Origin of the sequence: Pseudomonas fluorescens (genome assembly GCF_001648775.1) — a bacterium.
Classification (GTDB): Bacteria; Pseudomonadota; Gammaproteobacteria; order Pseudomonadales; family Pseudomonadaceae; genus Aquipseudomonas; species Aquipseudomonas fluorescens_M.
On record NZ_LVEJ01000001.1, the window covers coordinates 416,091 to 434,142 of the forward strand.

Annotated in this window: 15 protein-coding genes; 3 read left to right on the forward strand and 12 right to left on the reverse strand. The window is 61.0% G+C overall.

From position 1 onward, the window contains the following. The first annotated feature begins 35 nt into the window (after positions 1 to 35). The gene (cls, locus tag A8O26_RS01930) at positions 36 to 1,475 is read left to right on the forward strand and encodes a cardiolipin synthase (RefSeq protein ID WP_064116518.1); all 1,440 of its coding nucleotides are present in this window, start codon (positions 36 to 38) and stop codon (positions 1,473 to 1,475) included. Between the two features lie 36 nt (positions 1,476 to 1,511). Here the strand turns inward: cls and cfaB are convergent, their stop codons facing one another. The 8 genes from cfaB to hflK (A8O26_RS01970) all read right to left on the reverse strand — a co-directional run bounded on the left by cfaB (position 1,512) and on the right by hflK (A8O26_RS01970) (position 10,792). Then, on the reverse strand, positions 1,512 to 2,699 hold the full coding sequence (cfaB, locus tag A8O26_RS01935) for a C17 cyclopropane fatty acid synthase CfaB (protein ID WP_064116519.1): 1,188 nt from the start codon (positions 2,697 to 2,699) through the stop codon (positions 1,512 to 1,514). 91 nt (positions 2,700 to 2,790) lie between these two features. Continuing rightward, positions 2,791 to 3,570 (reverse strand): HvfC/BufC N-terminal domain-containing protein, encoded by a 780-nt coding sequence (locus A8O26_RS01940; RefSeq protein WP_064116520.1) that lies wholly within the window; start codon positions 3,568 to 3,570, stop codon positions 2,791 to 2,793. Next, the gene (gene bufB, locus A8O26_RS01945; RefSeq protein ID WP_064116521.1) at positions 3,561 to 4,406 is read right to left on the reverse strand and encodes an MNIO family bufferin maturase; all 846 of its coding nucleotides are present in this window, start codon (positions 4,404 to 4,406) and stop codon (positions 3,561 to 3,563) included. Before bufB ends, A8O26_RS01940 begins: the two co-directional genes overlap by 10 nt. A 66-nt stretch (positions 4,407 to 4,472) precedes the next feature. Continuing rightward, positions 4,473 to 4,724: a BufA2 family periplasmic bufferin-type metallophore gene (gene bufA2 / locus A8O26_RS01950; RefSeq protein WP_064116522.1), complete on the reverse strand. Its 252-nt coding sequence runs from the start codon at positions 4,722 to 4,724 to the stop codon at positions 4,473 to 4,475. Positions 4,725 to 4,834: 110 nt separating this feature from the next. Next, the gene (locus A8O26_RS01955) at positions 4,835 to 6,742 is read right to left on the reverse strand and encodes a heavy metal translocating P-type ATPase (protein WP_064116523.1); all 1,908 of its coding nucleotides are present in this window, start codon (positions 6,740 to 6,742) and stop codon (positions 4,835 to 4,837) included. Next, positions 6,739 to 7,800, reverse strand: a complete 1,062-nt coding sequence (hflK, locus tag A8O26_RS01960; protein ID WP_064116524.1) for a protease modulator HflK — start codon at positions 7,798 to 7,800, stop codon at positions 6,739 to 6,741. Before hflK (A8O26_RS01960) ends, A8O26_RS01955 begins: the two co-directional genes overlap by 4 nt. Further along, on the reverse strand, positions 7,797 to 8,837 hold the full coding sequence (gene hflC, locus A8O26_RS01965) for a protease modulator HflC (protein WP_064116525.1): 1,041 nt from the start codon (positions 8,835 to 8,837) through the stop codon (positions 7,797 to 7,799). Before hflC ends, hflK (A8O26_RS01960) begins: the two co-directional genes overlap by 4 nt. Continuing rightward, on the reverse strand, positions 8,834 to 10,792 hold the full coding sequence (gene hflK / locus A8O26_RS01970; RefSeq protein WP_064116526.1) for a protease modulator HflK: 1,959 nt from the start codon (positions 10,790 to 10,792) through the stop codon (positions 8,834 to 8,836). The genes hflC and hflK (A8O26_RS01970) overlap by 4 nt, the downstream gene beginning before the upstream one ends. Before the next feature lie 210 nt (positions 10,793 to 11,002). Between hflK (A8O26_RS01970) and lpdA the strand changes: the two genes are divergently transcribed. After that, positions 11,003 to 12,403, forward strand: a complete 1,401-nt coding sequence (gene lpdA, locus A8O26_RS01975) for a dihydrolipoyl dehydrogenase (RefSeq protein ID WP_064116527.1) — start codon at positions 11,003 to 11,005, stop codon at positions 12,401 to 12,403. A 128-nt stretch (positions 12,404 to 12,531) separates the two neighbouring features. Here lpdA and A8O26_RS01980 read toward each other — a convergent pair whose 3' ends face one another. Beyond that, positions 12,532 to 13,005, reverse strand: a complete 474-nt coding sequence (locus A8O26_RS01980) for an Lrp/AsnC family transcriptional regulator (RefSeq protein ID WP_064116528.1) — start codon at positions 13,003 to 13,005, stop codon at positions 12,532 to 12,534. A 144-nt stretch (positions 13,006 to 13,149) separates the two neighbouring features. On the opposite strand from A8O26_RS01980, the gene A8O26_RS01985 reads away from it, so the two are divergent. Further along, positions 13,150 to 13,779: a LysE family translocator gene (locus A8O26_RS01985; protein WP_064116529.1), complete on the forward strand. Its 630-nt coding sequence runs from the start codon at positions 13,150 to 13,152 to the stop codon at positions 13,777 to 13,779. Here A8O26_RS01985 and A8O26_RS01990 read toward each other — a convergent pair. From A8O26_RS01990 to A8O26_RS02000, 3 genes are read right to left on the reverse strand one after another with little or no spacing between them, the layout of a single operon-like run. Next, entirely contained in the window at positions 13,776 to 15,914 is a 2,139-nt protein-coding gene (locus A8O26_RS01990; RefSeq protein WP_064116530.1) for a hypothetical protein, read from the reverse strand. The genes A8O26_RS01985 and A8O26_RS01990 overlap by 4 nt on opposite strands. Next, positions 15,901 to 17,085 carry a DUF3142 domain-containing protein gene (locus A8O26_RS01995; RefSeq protein WP_064116531.1) on the reverse strand — a complete coding sequence of 395 codons (1,185 nt, stop codon included), beginning with the start codon at positions 17,083 to 17,085 and terminating at the stop codon, positions 15,901 to 15,903. The genes A8O26_RS01990 and A8O26_RS01995 overlap by 14 nt, the downstream gene beginning before the upstream one ends. 60 nt (positions 17,086 to 17,145) lie before the next feature. After that, a complete protein-coding gene (locus tag A8O26_RS02000) occupies positions 17,146 to 17,970 on the reverse strand; it encodes a class I SAM-dependent methyltransferase (RefSeq protein WP_064116532.1) in 825 nt (274 codons plus the stop codon). Between the last annotated feature and the right edge of the window lie 82 nt (positions 17,971 to 18,052).

Genomic DNA, 18,052 nt, shown 5'->3' on the forward strand with positions numbered 1-18,052 from the left:
GTTAAGCATTGAATCTTCCGGAGCAAGGCTGCCCCATGGATTATTTTGGACCGCACATTTTCGGTTATCTGATTGCCCTGTTACATACCCTCGGCTTGATCGCCGCCGTCCACGCGGTGCTCACCGTGCGCACGGCTCAAGGCTCGATCGCCTGGGCATTGTCGCTGATCTTCATTCCTTATCTCACGCTTATTCCGTATCTGGTGTTCGGCCGCAGCACCTTCGATGGCTACATCAAGGCGCGACGCCAGGCCAACGAACAAATGCGCCAGGCGATCTCTGAGTTGAACTGGCGGCCGTGGGTCGAAGAAGCTCTGACTGCCCGCGCCTCGAATGCCTACGCCTCGTTACGGGCCATGCCCAAACTCGGGCGCATGCCTTGTCTGGCGAACAACGAAGTGCAGTTGTTGATAAACGGTACGGCAACCTTTGACGCGATCTTCCAGGCCATTGATCAGGCGAAGGAAGCTGTACTTATTCAGTTTTTCATCATCCACGATGATCGCCTCGGCCAGCGTCTGCGCGATTTGCTCCTGAAGAAAGCCAGCGAAGGCGTGACGATTTATCTGCTCTACGACCGCATCGGCAGCCACGCCCTGCCCCACAGCTATGTGCAGGCGTTGCGCGATGCCGGTGTCGAGGTCAAAGCCTTCGCCACGCGCAGCGGCTGGCTAAACCGCTTTCAGGTCAACTTCCGTAACCACCGCAAAATCGTCGTGGTCGATGGCGTGGTCGGCTTTGTCGGCGGACACAACGTCGGCGATGAATACCTGGGTGAAAAACCGCCGCTGGCACCGTGGCGTGATACCCACGTGAAGGTCCGCGGTCCGGTGGTGGCGTGCATGCAGGAATCCTTCGCCGAAGACTGGTTCTGGGCGGCGCGAACGCTGCCACCGCTGATCCTGCCGGATCAATACCCGGATGACGGCGTACTCTGCCAACTGCTCGCCAGCGGTCCCGCCGATGCCTACGAAACCTGCTCGCTGTTCTTTGTCGAAGCGATCCACGCGGCGACGGAACGCGTGTGGATCACCAGCCCGTATTTCATCCCCGACGAAGCGGTATTCGCCGCATTAAGGCTGGCGGTATTGCGCGGTGTCGACGTGCGTTTGCTGCTGCCTTCACGTCCCGACCATCGCATCGTCTACGCCGCTTCCAGCCTGTATGCCTTCGAAGCCGTGCGCGCCGGCGTTCGGGTGTTCCGTTACGAACCCGGGTTTCTGCATCAGAAAGTGGTGTTGATCGACAGCGAGATCAGTGCGATCGGTAGCGCCAACCTCGACAATCGCTCGTTCCGGCTGAATTTCGAAGTGATGTTGCTGACTGTCGACAGTGCCTTCGCTGCCAGCGTGGAAGCGATGCTCAACGAGGATTTCGCGCAGGCCTATGAGATTGCCAAAGAAGAAAGCCGGGAGATCCACCGCCTGCAACAAGTCGGCATGCGGATCGCCCGGCTGATTTCACCGATTCTATGAAACCCTCTCCCCGCGAGGAGAGGGTTTCGCGCGGCATCAAGGGTTGTAGATATCGTCGCGGGTCCATGGCAGTTCATGGCTGCCATCCGGGTGCGCTTTCACCGCGAGAATCTGGTGCAGGTTGATCCAGCCACGTGCAAACGCGTACGCACAACCGGCCAGGTACAAACGCCAGATGCGCAGTGCTTGATCGGGCACCAGTTTGCCAGCCGCTTCGAGGTTGTCTTCCAGCCGCTCACTCCAGTGATCGAGCGTACGCGCGTAGTGCAGGCGCAGGCTTTCGACGTCGACAATCTCCAGCCCGGCTTCGCTGATTTCGGCAGAAATCATCGACAGGTGTGGCAGTTCGCCGTTGGGGAATACGTACTTCTCGATGAAATCCCCGGCTCCGCGTCCCACCGGACGGCCGTCGGTGTGCTTGGCGGTAATGCCGTGGTTCATCACCAGCCCGCCCTCCTTCACCGCGCCGAACAGGGTTTTGCAGTACTCGGCGAGATTGGCGTGGCCGACGTGTTCGAACATCCCCACGCTGACGACTTTGTCGAAACGCCCGTCTTGCGGCAGATCGCGGTAGTCGAGCAGCTGCAGTTCGATCTGGTCTTCGAGGCCTTCGGCCTTGACCCGTTCGCGCGCCAGTTCCAGCTGTTCTTTGCTGAGGGTGATGCCGAAGACTTTCGCGCCGAATTCGCGCGCGGCATACCGCGCCAGCCCACCCCAGCCGCAGCCAACATCCAGCAAGTATTCGCCCGGCTGCAAACGCAGCTTGCGGCATAAATGACGGAATTTGGCTTGCTGCGCCTGCTCCAGGGTTTCGCTGCCCGTTTCGAAATACGCGCAGGAATACGCCATGTCGCTGTCCAGCCAGAGCTGGTAGAACGCATTGGACAGGTCGTAATGGTAGGAGATGGCTTTGGCGTCGGTTTCCTTGTCATGCAAGGCCCGCACCGGCTGATTGTCGTCATCGTCACCGAGCAACGCATTGCTCAATTCGTCGCAGACCCGGATGACCTCGCTGATCGAGCCCTCCAGTTCAAGTTTGCCTTCAACGAATGCCGCTCCGAGCGCATCAAGGCTTGGATGGGTGAACTGGGTGACCATCTGCGGGTCCTTGACCACGATGGTGACGCTGGGCGTCGGCCCCAGATTAAACTCATGGCCATCCCAGAGTCGCAAGCGAAGCGGAAGCTGCAGATTCTGTAAGGCCGGTGGAAGTTGCGCGAGCATGGAAAATCCCCCTTGTTTCAGACCGTCAGATCTGAGGGTAGACCATCCCAGAAAAATAGCAGGCTATCGATTTGATTAGCCTTATCTATCGTTACAGGCGCTCCAGCAAACCGTCCTGTACCCATTGTTTCAGCCAAGTAACAGCTTGCAGTGGAGCGCCCTCACCATAAGTGACTGCTAACGCTGCGCACAGTTCGGAGAAATTCCAGGCCTGGTTCAACAGTCCATCAAGGGCATCCGCCTCAGCGCTTTCGAGGCTGTGATAACTGCACACCAACTCACTGCGCCAGATCACACAGACGTGAGGCGACGCCAACGTCTGGCTCTCAGGAAAATCCGCTTCATCCTTTACCGAACGCCATATCGCAACACTGTTGAATTCGCACCGTAGCCATTGCAGTGAAGGCGTCGCTTTAAACTGCAGGGTCGGCCATTCTTCGGGGGCAAGCGCCGCCATTGCATTGATCGTCAGTGGCGTACCTGCCGGAGAATCGAATGCCAGGGTGAACGCCCATTCCAGTGCAGCCAGTTCAGCCAGTGGCGCGCTCTGTTCCGGTACCAGATGCGCACGGATAAAGGCTGCGAATTCTTTGCCCAGCCAGCGCAGGCTGAAATGCGCTGACGGGTGTTGGCGAATGTACGCCGAGGCGAGTTGATCGAACTCTGCGTCACCCAGCCAGTGCCAGATCGTCGCAAAGTCATTGCGCAGCACGTCCAGCAGACGCGCCTTATAGGCGTTGTGATAAATCGCCAGACCGGTGCCGACATCCAGCGTCGGCCCGCCAATCAGACTGTTGCCCAGGACCGCATCCGCCGCCGTTTCATCCAGCAAAAACGCTTCGAAGGCCAGCTGCCATTCATTCAGGCGCATCGCTGTCTCCCGGCCAGGGCGTGGTCGCCCAGTTCACGTGCGGTGTGCAACTCATCGAGCAACTCTTCGAAAGGCGGGAAGTGATCGTCGCGCTCCAGCAACGTCGCCACCGGGCCGAAGTGCGCCAGCGTGCGCTGGTACAACGCCCAGACCGGATCGCTTACCGGATGGTCGTGGGTATCGATGACGTAGTCGCCGAAATCGCTGTGGCCGGCAAGGTGCAACTGGCGGACCTTGTCGGTCGGCAGGCTTTGAATAAAGGTCCAGGGATCGAAACCGTGATTGCGCGAACTGACATAAACGTTGTTCACATCCAGCAGCAACTCGCAGCCAGTCGCCTGGCTCAACGCGCCTAGAAATTCCCACTCGGTGAAATCATCCGCAGCGCCGCGTACGTAACTGGAGACGTTCTCCAGCACCAGTGGCCGCTGCAGAACGTCCTGCACCTGAGCCACGCGGTCAGCAATGTATTCGAGACTTTCTTCGGTGTATGGCAGCGGCAACAAGTCATGCAACTGATGGGCGTTGCCACGGCTCCAGCACAAGTGGTCGGAGATCCACGCGGGTTTGATCCGTTCGGCTAATTGTTTGAGTTGCTTGAGGTAGTCCGGGTCGAGGGCATGCGGCCCGCCGATGGACAGGGACACGCCGTGCATCACCAGTGGATAGCGCTCGGCGATGGCGTCCAGGTAGTACAGGGCTTTGCCGCCCGGCACCATGAAGTTTTCCGAGACCACTTCAAACCAGTCGACATCCGGCGACTGTTCGAGGATCTGCTGGTAGTAAGCGCTACGCAATCCCAGGCCATAGCCGAGGAAGGGAAATGAAGCGGACATGGGCCGACTCCTGCAAAAAAAGTGGCCACAGTGGCCTGAACCACTGCGGCAGCACCTGGCGGTCAGTTATTCGCCGACCTTGCCACCGGCTTTTTCGCAAGCCGATTGAGTCATGGCTTTGAAGCCCTGGCCTTTGCAGGCGCCCATGCCTTTGCACGCGTGGTCTTTGGTTTTGCAGTCGTTTTGGCCTTTGCAGGCGTTGACGCCGTAGCAATGAACGTTGGCATCGGCAGCCATCGCGTTGGTAGCAATACCGGCAAACATCGTGGCGGCAGCCAAAGCGAGAGCGGCACCAGCAGCAGCGGTCTTGATGGTCATTTTTCTTATCCTCGGTAATCGTCAGGGGCGTCGGCTGGAAGGTTGTTCAGTCCCGACATAGCACTAGAGAAGGCTGCCCTTGTGGCGTTACAGAGGCGACGAAAATAATTTCAGAGGTCTTTCTTGAGCTTGAGCAACGGCTCCTGAAAGCGCAGCAAGCGCCCGGCATTGCCCAGCACCAGCAGCGTGCTGAGGTTATGCAGCAGCGCCGCAATCATCGCCCCGGCGGCGCCGAGCCAGCCGAATGCGGCAAACACCACGATTGCCAGGGTCCAGCCCAGACCAATGATCACGTTGACTTGCAGAGTCCGCCGGCACTGCCGGCTCAGTCGCACGCAAGTGCCGAGCCGACGCAGGTCGCTCCCGATCAGCACGATGTCGGCCGAGGCCAGGGCGATGTCGGCACCGCCCGCTCCCATCGCGACGCCCACCACGCCGGCCTTGAGTGCCAGCGAATCATTGATGCCGTCGCCGACCACCATCGGCCGGAAACCGTCATCGATCTCTTTGAGCACACGATTGAGTTTGTCCTCGGGCAACGCTTGCGCTTGCACCTCGTGCAAACCGACATCTTTGGCCAAGGCTTGAGCAACGCTGTGCCGGTCTCCCGTCAGCAACAATTGCCGCCCCAGGCCCAACTCGCGCAATTCGCCGAGGGCGAAACGCGCTTCCGGTTTGACGCTGTCGGCCAGCAACAACCAGGCGAGGAACTCACCGTTCAGCGCCAGTCCGGCAATCGGGCCATCGTGTTCGGGCACTGCCGTGGTAGCGATGCCCAACTGCGCGAACAACTCCGGACGGCCAAGTGCCGCTTCGCCCTGCGCGGTCATGGCGACGACCCCGAGGCCTTGGCGCTCATGAAAAACAGTCAGCGCCACACAATCCTCCGGGCGGACCAACCCGGCGAGTGCGCGACTGACCGGATGGCTGCTGGCCGCGCCGAGGCTGGCGGCCAGCGCCCTGACACTGGAAGAATCCGCGCGAGGACTGCTGATCGACTGCAAGTGCAAGCTGCCATACGTCAGCGTGCCGGTCTTGTCGACCACCAGCGAAGTCAGATCAGCCAGCTCTTCGAGGAACGCCGAGCTGCGGATCAGAATGCCGTGGCGCGCCGCCACCGCCACTCCGGCAATCGCCGTGGCCGGCGCCGACAAGACCAAGGCGCACGGACACGCGGCGACCAATACCGCGAGCATCGCCTGCGCGTTATTGGTGATGAACCAGGTCACTGCCGCCAGCAACAACACCAGCACCATGTAGCTGCCGGCATAGCGCTCCAGCAATCGGGTGATCGGGGGTTTCGAACGTTCGGCGTTTTGCATCAGCGCGATGACTTTACCGAGGGTCGACTCACCGCCGGTACGGGTAACTTCGATGCGCAGCAGGCCATCGAGATTGATCGCACCGCCGAACACGGTCATGCCGACACCCGCCTCCACCGGTACCGATTCACCGGTAATCGACGCCGTGTCGAGACTGGCCTGGCCGGACAACACACGACCGTCCGCCGGCACCCGATCACCTGCACGAACTTCAACGCTGTCGCCTGACTTCAGCGTGCCGTTGTCGACTTCGATGATCGTCCCGTCCGCCTGAATCTTGCGTGCATGGCTGCGGGTCAATTGGCCGAGGGCGTGAATCGCTTCCTGCGAACCGATGACACTGCGCTCCTCCAGCACATGGCCGAAGATCATGATGATCGGCAGCAGCGCCGCCGTGAGTAAATCACCGGTCGCCCAGGCCCCGAGCATCGCCAGAGCAATCAGTTGATCGGTAATGCCGTGCAGGCTTGGATAACGCAGGCTGTACCACGCCGAACGCATGACCGGCACGGCCACTAATAAAGAAGCGAAACCGAGCAGCAACTGACTCACGCCGCTTTGTTCCGGCAGCAGCCAACGCCAGATCAGACCGAGGCCGAGCAGCCCCAACGCGAGCATCGCCAGGGTCAGTTGTCGCGCAGCGCGGCGTTGTTCGGCCGAGGACAGCAGGCTAGGCGCAGCGGTGGTTGCAGTCATTTTGTCGCTCCCTGAATGATCAGGCGGGAATCGTCTTTCGGGTCGACCGTGGTCACCGAGCCGGCCTGGCCAAGAATCTTCGGCATGCGCTCGCGATACAAACGCAAGAGCATTTGCGGATCAGTGCCCTGCTGTTGCGCCTTGGCCAGACTCAACACCGTTGCAGTGTCCGTCGAAGCTTTGGCCAAACGTTCACCCGCTTGCGCATGTGCGACCTGCAGTGTGCGATCCGCCTGTTCGTTGGCCGTCTGAGTGAGTTTTTCTGCGTCAGTCCGCGCGTTGGCCACGGCTTTGTCGGCTTGCTGACTGGCGGTCAACACCGCATTGAAAGCACTGACCGCAGGGTCGGGCAAGCTTGATTGCACATCGACCCGAGCCACTTCGACACCGATGCCCTGCCCGCTCGCTTTCAATTCAGCCAGGCGCTGGTTGATGCCTTGCACCAGATCACCGCGCAGTCGTTCGCGGCGTTCAGCGGCCTGATTGTCGGCACCGATCAATTCCGGACGCGCAACCAGAATGGTGTCCAGATCGCGCGCAGCGGTGAGCGCCACGGCACTGCGGGTGACCAGACGATCCAAGGCTGGCAACACATGATCGCCCTGCAGTACGAAGTCATACGGGTCGGTGACTTTGTAAAAGACCCGCACATCCAGTTGCACCACGCCGGCGTCGCCGGTCAATAAATAACCAGAGCCAGCCAGCGCATCACTGATCGGCACAGCGAACGAGGCGACTCGATCCGCTTTCAGCGCCTCGTCGCTGCGTAACAGGTTTTCTACTCGACGCTCGATGACCCGGTCGGCTGCGGGCAGCAAAACCACTTGCTCGAATGGCTGCGGCCACGCCAATAACAGACCCGCATTTTGAATGCGGTCCAGCGCTCCCAAGTGCAAAACCACGGCACGATTTTGCGGGTCAATCTGCCGCACATTGGAAACCGCCCACGCCAATGCGGCCAACAGCGTCACCGCATACAGCGCAATGAACGCCAAACGACCGGCCTGAATCCACGGGCTATTTAGCGAATGTGTTCCACGTGGAACTTCTTCACTCATGGCTGCGATCCGGTTTTACTGTCGAGGCTCGGCGGGCCGTCGACCAATACACGGAACGGCGCGGCATCGGTGCGCAGAATCAGTTTTGTGTCCGGGCTGACGATGGTGCCAAGGGTGTCCAGTGAGCGCAGCAAATTGTAAAGCTGCGGTGAACTGGCGTAGGCACGCCCGTAGATTTGCGCGGCTTCGACGCGCGATTGCGCTTCAATGTCGGCGGCCTTCACCGTTGCGTCGGCCTGCACGATTCGCGCATCGCGCTCGGCGGCGGAGCGAATTTGCGCCGCCTCGCGTTTGCCGATCGCTGTGCGTTCGGTGGCAATGGTTTCCCGCTCGGCACGCATGCGATCGACCGTGGCGGTGAGTGTCACCGACGGCAAGGTCAATCGTTCAATGCCCACCTGGACCACGCGAACACCGTAGGTGGCGAGCAATTGCTGATCGATCTGCTGACGCAACTGCGCTTCGAAATCGGCGATGCGCACCTGACCGGCGTCAGTATTGACCAGACTCGCCAGATCAAAACTGCTGGCCGTGGTTTCCAGCGCCGAGCCGACAAACGTACGAATCTGCCGCGCCGCCTCGTCCGGCTGGTTCTGCACGGCGCGCATAAAGCGCTGCACATTGTCCGGGTCGCCCTGCACCTGCCACGCCACGTAAGCCTGGACGATGATGCGCAAACCGTCGCGCGTACCGACATCCTGTAAACCGCTGGAGGTGGTACGCAGGCGCAGATCAACCGGAATCGCCGCTTCGAACGGCGCCGGCCAGCGCCAGCTCAAGCCCGGATCAAGCAACACCCGCGACGGATTACCAAAACGGGTAATGACCGTGGCTTCGCCCGAGCGCACTTGCACCAGACTCGCCGCCGCGATGGCAAACGCCACCAGCAACGCCGCCCAGCCCATGCGCCGCCACGGGAACGGGCCAGCCTCTGCCGGTGCGCCGTGGTGGTGATGCCCATGATGATGGTGATGCCCGCCGTGGCCGTGGTCGTGGCCGCCGTGGTCATGATGATCGTGAGTGTGCGACTGGCTCAATGGGCAACTCCTGGTTGAGCGGTGGTGCGCGCTGGCGCTGGGTCTGCCGGCAGCGTGAACGTACGCAGGTCGATGGTCGGCGCGTTACTGCTGCCGCCAAGTCGATGATCAAGTACAAGCAACTTGGCTTTACTCAAGCCCTGACTGAGCTGACTGAAATATTGCTCCAGCACGAAGGCCTGACCGGCACTGGCGTAGGCTTTCTGTTCGGCGGTGAATTTCAGGTCCGCCGCCTGCGCCGCCGCCTGGGTTTCACGCGCGTTGGCGCTGGCCTGATCGCGCGCGAGGCTGGCCTGCAACTGCGCCTGATTGCTCGCTTGCGCCGCAGCGCCCCGCTCACGCGAGATCAACGCCTGCGCGCCGATCTGCGCCGCTTGCACACTGTGATAGGCATTGGCGGCACCGGCCGGCGGATGAATCGCCTCGACCACGGTCGCGAGAATCTCGACACCACTGTCGAGTTTTTGCAGATCGGCTTGGACTGCGCGACCGATTTCCTCGCCCAGCCCGACCCGATCGGCACCGAGCAAACCGTCGAGGGTGCGCGAAGCGAAGTCGTGCACCAGAATCCGGCTGGCCGTGCTGCGAATCAGCGTGGGTACATCGGCGCTGTTGTAGGTGGCGGCCAGTGCAGCCTGATCTGTCAGGCCAATGCGATAGACGAAACGCACATCCATATTGACGATCTGAAAGCTCTGCTGCTCGCCACGGCTACTGGCGATGACCTGCGACTTGTCGTTGACGTGGCTGGCATCCCACAGGCGATTGGCAGTGATGGGCGCCGGGCCTTCGGCAGGCTCCGGTTGCACCGCCAGCGGGTTTTCGACGCTGGTCGCCAGCTCATGTACCACACCGTTTTCAATGTTGATGACCCGTCCCAATGGCCACGGTAATCCCGTGTGCAAACCGGGGCTGAACACTTCAACCGGTTTGCCGAAACGCTCGTAGATGCCGCGACCTTGCAGAGGTATTTCATGAATACCGGTGAGTAACCAACCGAGCGCGGCGATCAGCAGCAACACCGGCAAAAACGCGCGGCGCATGTAGCTGAACGCCCAGATCTGGCGCAAATCGATGCCAAACCGGTTGTGCAATTCGTGCTGCAACGCGAGCAACGGTTGCGGTGGCCAGCGCAGCAGGTCGGCGACAAAACTGCGCGCCAGCAGGGTCGGCTCAAGCAGTTCACGGCGTGGACTGAACACCGAGAGAACAGCACGCAATAGCAGCTCGATTGCGACCAATCCCGGCAAAATACCAATCAACACCGCCAACCGGATAGGCCAAATAGCGTTGTCGCTGGCGAACAATAGACACAACGCACTGAGCAGCAAACTGGTGATTGCCACCCGCGTCAGTTGCGCCAGTACTCCGGCTTCCGGCCATTGCGCGGGATTTTCCTGCGCCAGGTGGCGCTCCAGCACCAGCAACGCAAACGCCAGCAGTAACGCCAGCACCGCACCGACGGTTGCCGACAAACCCACGGCAGCCGGTGGTAATGCGAGGTTCCATACCTGCTCGATACTCAGCACTGCCATCAGCGCCCAAGCGCCCAGCCACAGGGTCGCAGCACCGATCTGGCCGAGCAGATGCACACTGCGCTGACTCAAGCGATCGAGCAGCCGTTCGTACCAGCCATCTGGCGCAGTTTGCTCGTCCACCGCTTGAGAAACCGGCGCCAGCGGATTGATCACCCTTGCCCGCCACGCCGTCACCCACCAGGCCGACTGCAGTCCGCCGACCAGCACCAGCAATGCCGCGCTTTGATTGACCAACAGCGGCAACCACAGCGATTGCGGTGCAAACAGCCCGACAAAAAATGCCAGCACCCAACCCGCACCGGCGAGACTGCCAAGGCCAATGGCCCAGCGTCGTAATCGCCGCCCTTGCGCTGCCGCTTGTTGAAAGCGCGGCAATCCGCTCACTTGCGTGCCATCAACCTCCAGATCGACTTGCATATCACCCCAAAATCTTCGGCTCGCTGTTCATATCGTTACGATATAACGAAAAGCGTGAAATATTCGTACACAATTACGCTTATCTAAAGATGCCCAACCTGTCGCTTGCCTGAAGCCTTGACCGAAATGTCCGTAAACGCACATATTACGTGCGTAATTTTATCCGAGAACTACTTTTAGCGATCGCATCCATCAATCTGGAGTAAGCGCATGAGCAACTATGACGTGGTGATTCTGGGCGGCGGCCCGGGTGGTTATAACGCGGCGATCCGCGCCGGGCAGTTGGGCCTAAAGGCGGCGTGTGTCGAAGGTCGCGCAACCCTCGGTGGCACTTGCCTGAACGTCGGTTGCATGCCCTCCAAAGCGTTGCTGCATGCCTCGGAGTTGTACGATGCGGCGATGGGTGCGGAGTTCGCCAACCTCGGTATCGAAGTCAAACCGACGTTGAACCTCGCGCAAATGATGAAGCAGAAAGATGAAAGCGTGGCAGGCCTGACGAAGGGCATCGAATTTCTCTTTCGCAAAAACAAGGTCGACTGGATCAAGGGCTGGGGCCACATCGATGGCCCGGGCAAGGTCACGGTAACCGGCGATCAGGGCAGCAAGGTCGAGCTGACCGCCAAGGACATCATCATCGCCACCGGCTCCGAGCCCACTCCCCTGCCGGGTGTCGAGATCGACAATAAACGCATTCTGGATTCCACCGGCGCGCTGTCGCTGAGCGAAGTGCCCAAGCACCTGGTGGTGATCGGTGCCGGTGTCATCGGCCTCGAACTCGGCTCGGTGTGGCGGCGTCTGGGCGCGCAGGTCACCGTGGTCGAATACCTCGACCGCATTTGCCCCGGCGTCGATGGCGAAGCGGGCAAAACCTTGCAGCGCTCGCTGAGCAAACAGGGCATCGCCTTCAAACTCAGTTCGAAAGTCACCAGCGCGACCTCTTCCGCCAGCGGTGTGCAGCTCAGCGTCGAGCCCGCCGCGGGTGGCACCGCCGAGTTACTGGAAGCCGATTACGTGCTGGTGGCCATCGGTCGCCGCCCGTACACCGAAGGCCTGGGTCTGCAGAACGTTGGCCTGAGCACCGACAAGCGCGGCATGCTCGCCAACAAACAGCATCGCACCGAGGCCGCCGGGGTCTGGGTCATCGGCGACGTGACGTCCGGCCCGATGCTCGCGCACAAGGCCGAAGACGAAGCGATGGCCTGTGTCGAGCAGATCCATGGCAAGGCTGGTGAGGTCAATTACGACCTGATCCCCAACGTGATCTACACCAAACCGGAGCTGGCCAGCGTCGGCAAGACCGAAGAGCAGCTCAAGGCTGAAGGGCGCGCCTACAAGGTCGGCAAGTTTCCGTTCACCGCCAACAGCCGGGCGAAGATCAACCATGAAACCGAGGGTTTCGCCAAAGTCATCGCTGACGAACGCACGGATGAAGTGCTCGGTGTGCATCTTGTCGGCCCGAGCGTCAGTGAAATGATTGGCGAATTTTGTGTGGCGATGGAGTTCAGCGCGTCGGCCGAGGACATTGCGTTGACCTGTCATCCGCATCCGACGCGCTCCGAGGCGTTGCGCCAGGCAGCGATGAATGTCGAGGGGATGGCCACGCAGATGTAGGGACGCAAATGTTTATTGGCTGAGCTGCCGCCTTCGCGAGCAGGCTCGCTCCCACAATGACCGCGCTCTTTCAGGAATGTGACGATCGAATGTGGGAGCGAGCCTGCTCGCGAAGGGCCCGCCTCGGTCTACAGCGGAAGATGCCCCAGCGGCAAAGCGCCCGGGGTCTTCACCGTATGAATCGCAAAGTTGCTGCGAATGTCACTCACCCCCGGCAACTTCAACAGGCAGCCGCTGAGAAAGCGGTCATACGCGCGCAGATCCGGCACCACCACTTGCAGCAGAAAATCCGATTCACCCGACACCAGAAACGCTGAAATCACTTCCGGCAACGCGGTCACGGCTTTGTAGAATGCTTCGGCCTGCTCATCGTTATGCCGCTCGACCTTGACCCCGACAAACACCGTCAGCCCCAACCCGACTTCGTCACGGTCCAGATTGGCCTGATAGCCGCGAATCACTCCGGCCTCCTCAAGCATGCGCACTCGGCGTAAACATGGCGACGCCGACAGGCCGATCTCGTCTGCCAACTCGACGTTGCTCAGGCGTCCGTTGCGTTGCAGGGCAGCGAGAATTTTGCGGTCGAATGCATCGAGTTTCATCTTTGGCAGATCCTGATCGTCATGGCGCTGAAAGCCAGCAGGTTATGCCAAAGCTGCGAACTTTTGAAGCGGACTACGCAAGCACCTGCCCCACCCTTCGGCTCTAGACTTGGCTCACCGAATCGACAACGAAAGGACGGCGGCATGGCGAGTCTCTGGCTATTTTTCCTGGCATTGGCAGTGGTTTATCTGCTGCCCGGTCCGGACATGATCCTGCTCCTGCAAACCGGTGCGCGTCAGGGTCGCGGCGCGGCGTTGGCCACGGCGGTCGGCCTGGGAGTTGCTCGCGGCTGCCATGTCGCGCTGGCGGCGTTGGGTTTGGCAGCGCTGTTCAAGGCGGCGCCATGGACCTTTGAAGTGGTGCGCCTGGCGGGCGCGGCGTATCTGTTATGGATCGGCATTCAATGCTTGCGCAGCACGCTGCTGCCGAACCTGAATGCTGGCGATATTGCCAACACTCAGGGGCAATGGCGCGAAGCGATTCGGCGCGGTTTGCTGACCAACCTGCTCAACCCCAAAGCGCTGCTGTTCTGCTCGGTGCTGTTGCCGCAATTCATCGTCAATGACGGCGCGCCGGTACTGAGCCAATTCGCCGTGCTCGGTGCGCTATTGGTCGGCGTCGGCCTGCTGTTCGACAGCGCTTATGCGCTGACCGGCGCCGCATTGGGCCGCTGGCTGCAACACAGTCCAACGGCGCAACGGGTTCAACAATGGCTGTTCGGCAGCCTGTTGATCGGCTTCGCGATACGCTTGACCTTCGTCCAGCAGGCTTAGCCTTTGCGCGCCTTGCGCTGACGTCGTGAGATCAACAGCAACGCGGCCGCCGTGACCAGCACAATGGCGCCGATTTGCACCGGCCACTTGTACGGTCGCAGCGATGAGCGCACGGCATCCGTTACCTGCGTCACGTAGCGTTTGTCGGCGTTTTCGAAGTCCGGGTACGGGCACTGATTGCCGAAATCCACCGCCCACGGTACGAACGGGCCTTCTTTGATGTAACGCTGATACAGCGCGCTCTGATCTTCCAGGCTGCTGTTCCAGCCGGCGGCGTTACACAGCACGGCGGCAAACGCCTGACTGGTGTGCGGCAGATTGTCAGCGGCGCGCCCGGCCAGTTCGGTGGCGACGAAACGGTAGTGATAACGCTGATCCGGTTTCGCTGCACTGGCGACCTGACGTTGCACTTCGGCGTCGCTGACCAGCGGGCCGACTTTCAGCTCCGTGGTTTCCAGACTGTAGTTACCACCGAACGTGGCGTAGTCCGGAGCCATCTCGTAACCGAGAATGTCCATGCCCCACTCACGCGCCGTCCACGCGGCGTTGTAAAGCGCACTGGCACGCTTGGTCGGCCACCACGCAGCATCGGCTTTCAAGCGCTGCTCGCCGTAGAGGCGGGCCTTGTTTTGCAGGTCGGGATTGTCGAAGTAAGCCACCGCATCGGCGTAATGGCCTTCACGCAACAACCGCCGCCCGAGCAGATTGCGCAGACTGGCGGCGACCGGCAGCGGCACGTAGTTGTCACGCTGCTGCTGGGTCAGCGCGGGCGGCGCCGGCACGTTTTCATCGACGTAGCGTTTCAGTTCATCAACCGTCAGCACCCGCTCGGCCACGGTTGCGGCGTCAAACCAATAGGTGCTGTTGCTGCGATACAACTGCACGAAGGCTTGCAGATATTCGCCACGCTGCAACGCCAGAATGGCACTTTCACCTTCGACCCGGCACTTCGGCTGAACGCTTTCAAACGCCCAGTCCGGCGTGCGTCGATAGCCCCAATCCTCGTTCTGCGGAAAGGCCTGCGCGGCTTTGGAGTAGGCTTGCGCGGCGGCAGTCCTGTCGCCGTCGCGTACCGCCAGTTTCGCCCGTAGCCACCACGCCAGGCCGCCGTCCCCGGCGTTTACGAGGAAGGCCTTGGCGCCGGCATAGTCGCCCTGTTGATAGCTCATCGCGGCCAGGCGATCGGCGTTTTCGAGGCTGCCGCGCGTGCTGTTTTGCAGCAACTTGACGAGTTTTTTCTCGTTCGGCGGTTCATCGCCATACGACCAGCCCTCGCGACTGACCAGCGATGCCGTAACCAGTTGCTGCACCGCTTTATGCTGGAACAACTCAGCCAGTTCGGCCTCGGGCAATTCGGCCAGTTCATTCATCAATTGCTTGAGCGAGGTGTACCCCACGCCAGAGCCGTGCAGGTTTTGCGCTTCATACAATTCGATGGCGCCGCTCCAGTTGCCAGCCGTGCGCAGCACCCGCGCCTCTTCACCGAGGCTGGCAACCCCCAACTCCAGCGGATCGCTGAGACCGTCGATGCTCATCTGCCGGACCTGACGGAACGCCGCCAGCGATTGCTCCAGCGCTTCCACCGCATCGCCGCTCTCACTGCTGATGGCAAACCAGGTGCGCCCCAGCGAGTAGGCGGCCCACGTACTGCGCAACGGACGCTGATCCACCGGCAATGCCAGCAGTTTGTCGAAATACTCGACGGCGAGTTGATGATCGCCCGTGGCAAACGCCACCGCACCGGCCACGTACAAACGGATTTCCGCCGGCAGGCTGGCGCCCTGCGCCTCGGCCTGGCGCGCATCTGTCAGGCCGCGCAGTTGTTTGACCAACGCTTGCTGCTCGGCACTCAGGCCGGCCTGTTCGGCGATTTCCCGAGACTCGGCGGCGGCGTTTTCCTCGCCGTACACGTCGTTCGGATTGTGTGTCGCGGCGGTGACGTTCTTCAGCCCGGCGATGGTTTTGCCGAGGCGACTGAGTTCGAAGTGGAAGTTGCCTTCAGGCAGATCCGCCAGGCTCTGCCCGCGATTGTCGAGCAGGCGCATCGGGAAATCCGGCCCGCAGGCCAGCGCCGACCCCAGCGGCAAGCAGAGGCTCAGGCAGAGCAGATGGCGGGGCCAGTTACGGGTCAACATGCGAACCTCCTTGATCAATATGTGCGCAACGTGCCCAACCGATGGCGCGTTGTCCGCCCGCCGGCAATCGGCCGTCGCGCAGGCGGGTGAAGGTAAGCAGATCCGGGCTTTGTTGCAATGAGTAACCGGCGAGCGCATCAGCGCCTTCACAGCCCTGCGCCTTGAGGGTGATCCGCGCGGGCCAGGCGCTGTCGAGATTGCCGGGGTTGTCGAGTTTGATGTCGGAGAGACCGTCGTGTTCGCTCAACGTCACGCCGAGCCGACGATTGAGTTGATCGCCACGGGCGACGGCGCGCAGGGTGGTCAGGCTCCAGGCGCGGCGATCATTGACCAGCGGCAAGCGAAACCAGATCAACCCGGCCAGATGCGCCGGCGGCTGTTCGCGCAACGCTTGAGCGAGTTGGCTGAGTTGCAGCGGATCGGCGAGCAATTCCCGCCGCTGGCCGCCCCGCTCCAATTGCACTTCGCTTTCCACCACCGGCGCCCCGCCGTCATCCGGCAACAGCGCCACACCATAGGCCGGCAGCGCCAGATAGAACGGCTTGTCGGTGATCCGGGCCCAGGCCTTGGCCCACGTAAGCGCCTGCTCAGGATCAAACAGACCGCGGCGTGGATCGCTGACGGCATGCACTTGCAGCACGCTGCTGTCGACGCTTTGCAGGAGTTCGGGCAATTGCGCACTGTCGAGCCAGGCTGGCAGCGCCGTGATGCTCAGCGGTAGCGCGCTCGGCAATGCCGAGCGCAAATGGTTGAGGAATTGCGCGTACGCCGGCAAGCGCGCATTACCCGCGTCGTGATCGATCTCAACGCCACTCAGCGTCAGACCTTGCGCCTGCCAATCGGCCAGTACCTGAAGAATCTGCGCGGTGACTTGCTGCTGATCCAGCGCCTTGAGCTGCCCGTCGAGACGAATCACCGCAATCAACGGACGACCATCGGCTTTCAATAATTGCGCATCGATCCGCGCCCTGCTCCATCCGGCATTGGGAAAGGCTTGCAGGGCGAGCACGCGGAGCGTCGAGAAGTCAGGACGACTGTCACGCAACGCTGCCGCATGGGCCGGCGTCCATTGGCGTTGCCAGATGTAGAGTTGTTGGTCGAGCGGTGGCGCGTCCTGCTGCTTGCAAGCAGAAAGCACCATCAACGCAAACAGACCGACGAGAAACCGCATACTTTGCACACCCCTGAAACCACAAGGCAGCAAGGTTACACAAAACCTTGTGGCAGAAGATCAGGGTTTGCGGGCGATGATCACCTGACTTTTCGCGACCACTGCATCCAGGGCTTTTTTGATCTGCGCGCCGCGCGGCGAATCGAGCACCGCCTGCCAGGTGTCGGCCCAGCGATTGAGCAGCGGATGGTCAGGGTCGCTGAACTCGACCTTGGCCTCCCAGAACAACAGCATCCACATCGACCAGTAAAACCCGTACTGACTGTGGCTGATGATCTCCAGCCCGGCGTCACTGACCATCGCCTTGAACTGATCCTCGCTGATGATGCGAATGTGGTTGGGCTTCTGGAAGTACTCCGGTGCGGCGATGTCTTTTTGCAGGTCTTCGGAGCTCGGGTGCGGCACGCTCAACAGGTACAGTGCGCCCGGCTTGCCGACGCGCACCAGTTCGGCGAGAAACTGCGCGGGATCGTCAACGTGTTCGATGACTTCGGTCGAGACCACCCGCGTCGCGGTGGCATCGGCGATCGGCAGTGGGTTGCAATCAGTGACGTGGCATTCGATTTCGCGCGCCGGGGTATCACCCAGACGTTGACGGGTGGCCTCAACCTTGGCGCCGTCAATGTCGGCAATGATGATCTTCGCACCGCGCATGCCACAAAAATGTACGTTGCCGCCATCACCACAGCCAACGTCGAGCAGGGTGTCATCGGCGCTGACCGCAAACCCGGTGAACAGCTCACCGGTTTCCTGATTGAACCAGCCGCTGAGCATCGCATCGTGCAGACCGAGCATGTACGGATCGGTTTTTTCCTCGGCCGCAGCAACGGGCTGCTCAATCGGTGCAGGCGTCGCCGCCGTGAGTTTCTTCAAAAGGCTCAGCATGGGGTGGCTCCAATGGACGGGACGGCGATTCGAGAGGTGGACGGCTTGCGGCCAGTGATGACCTTGCGTTTTGGCAGCAAAC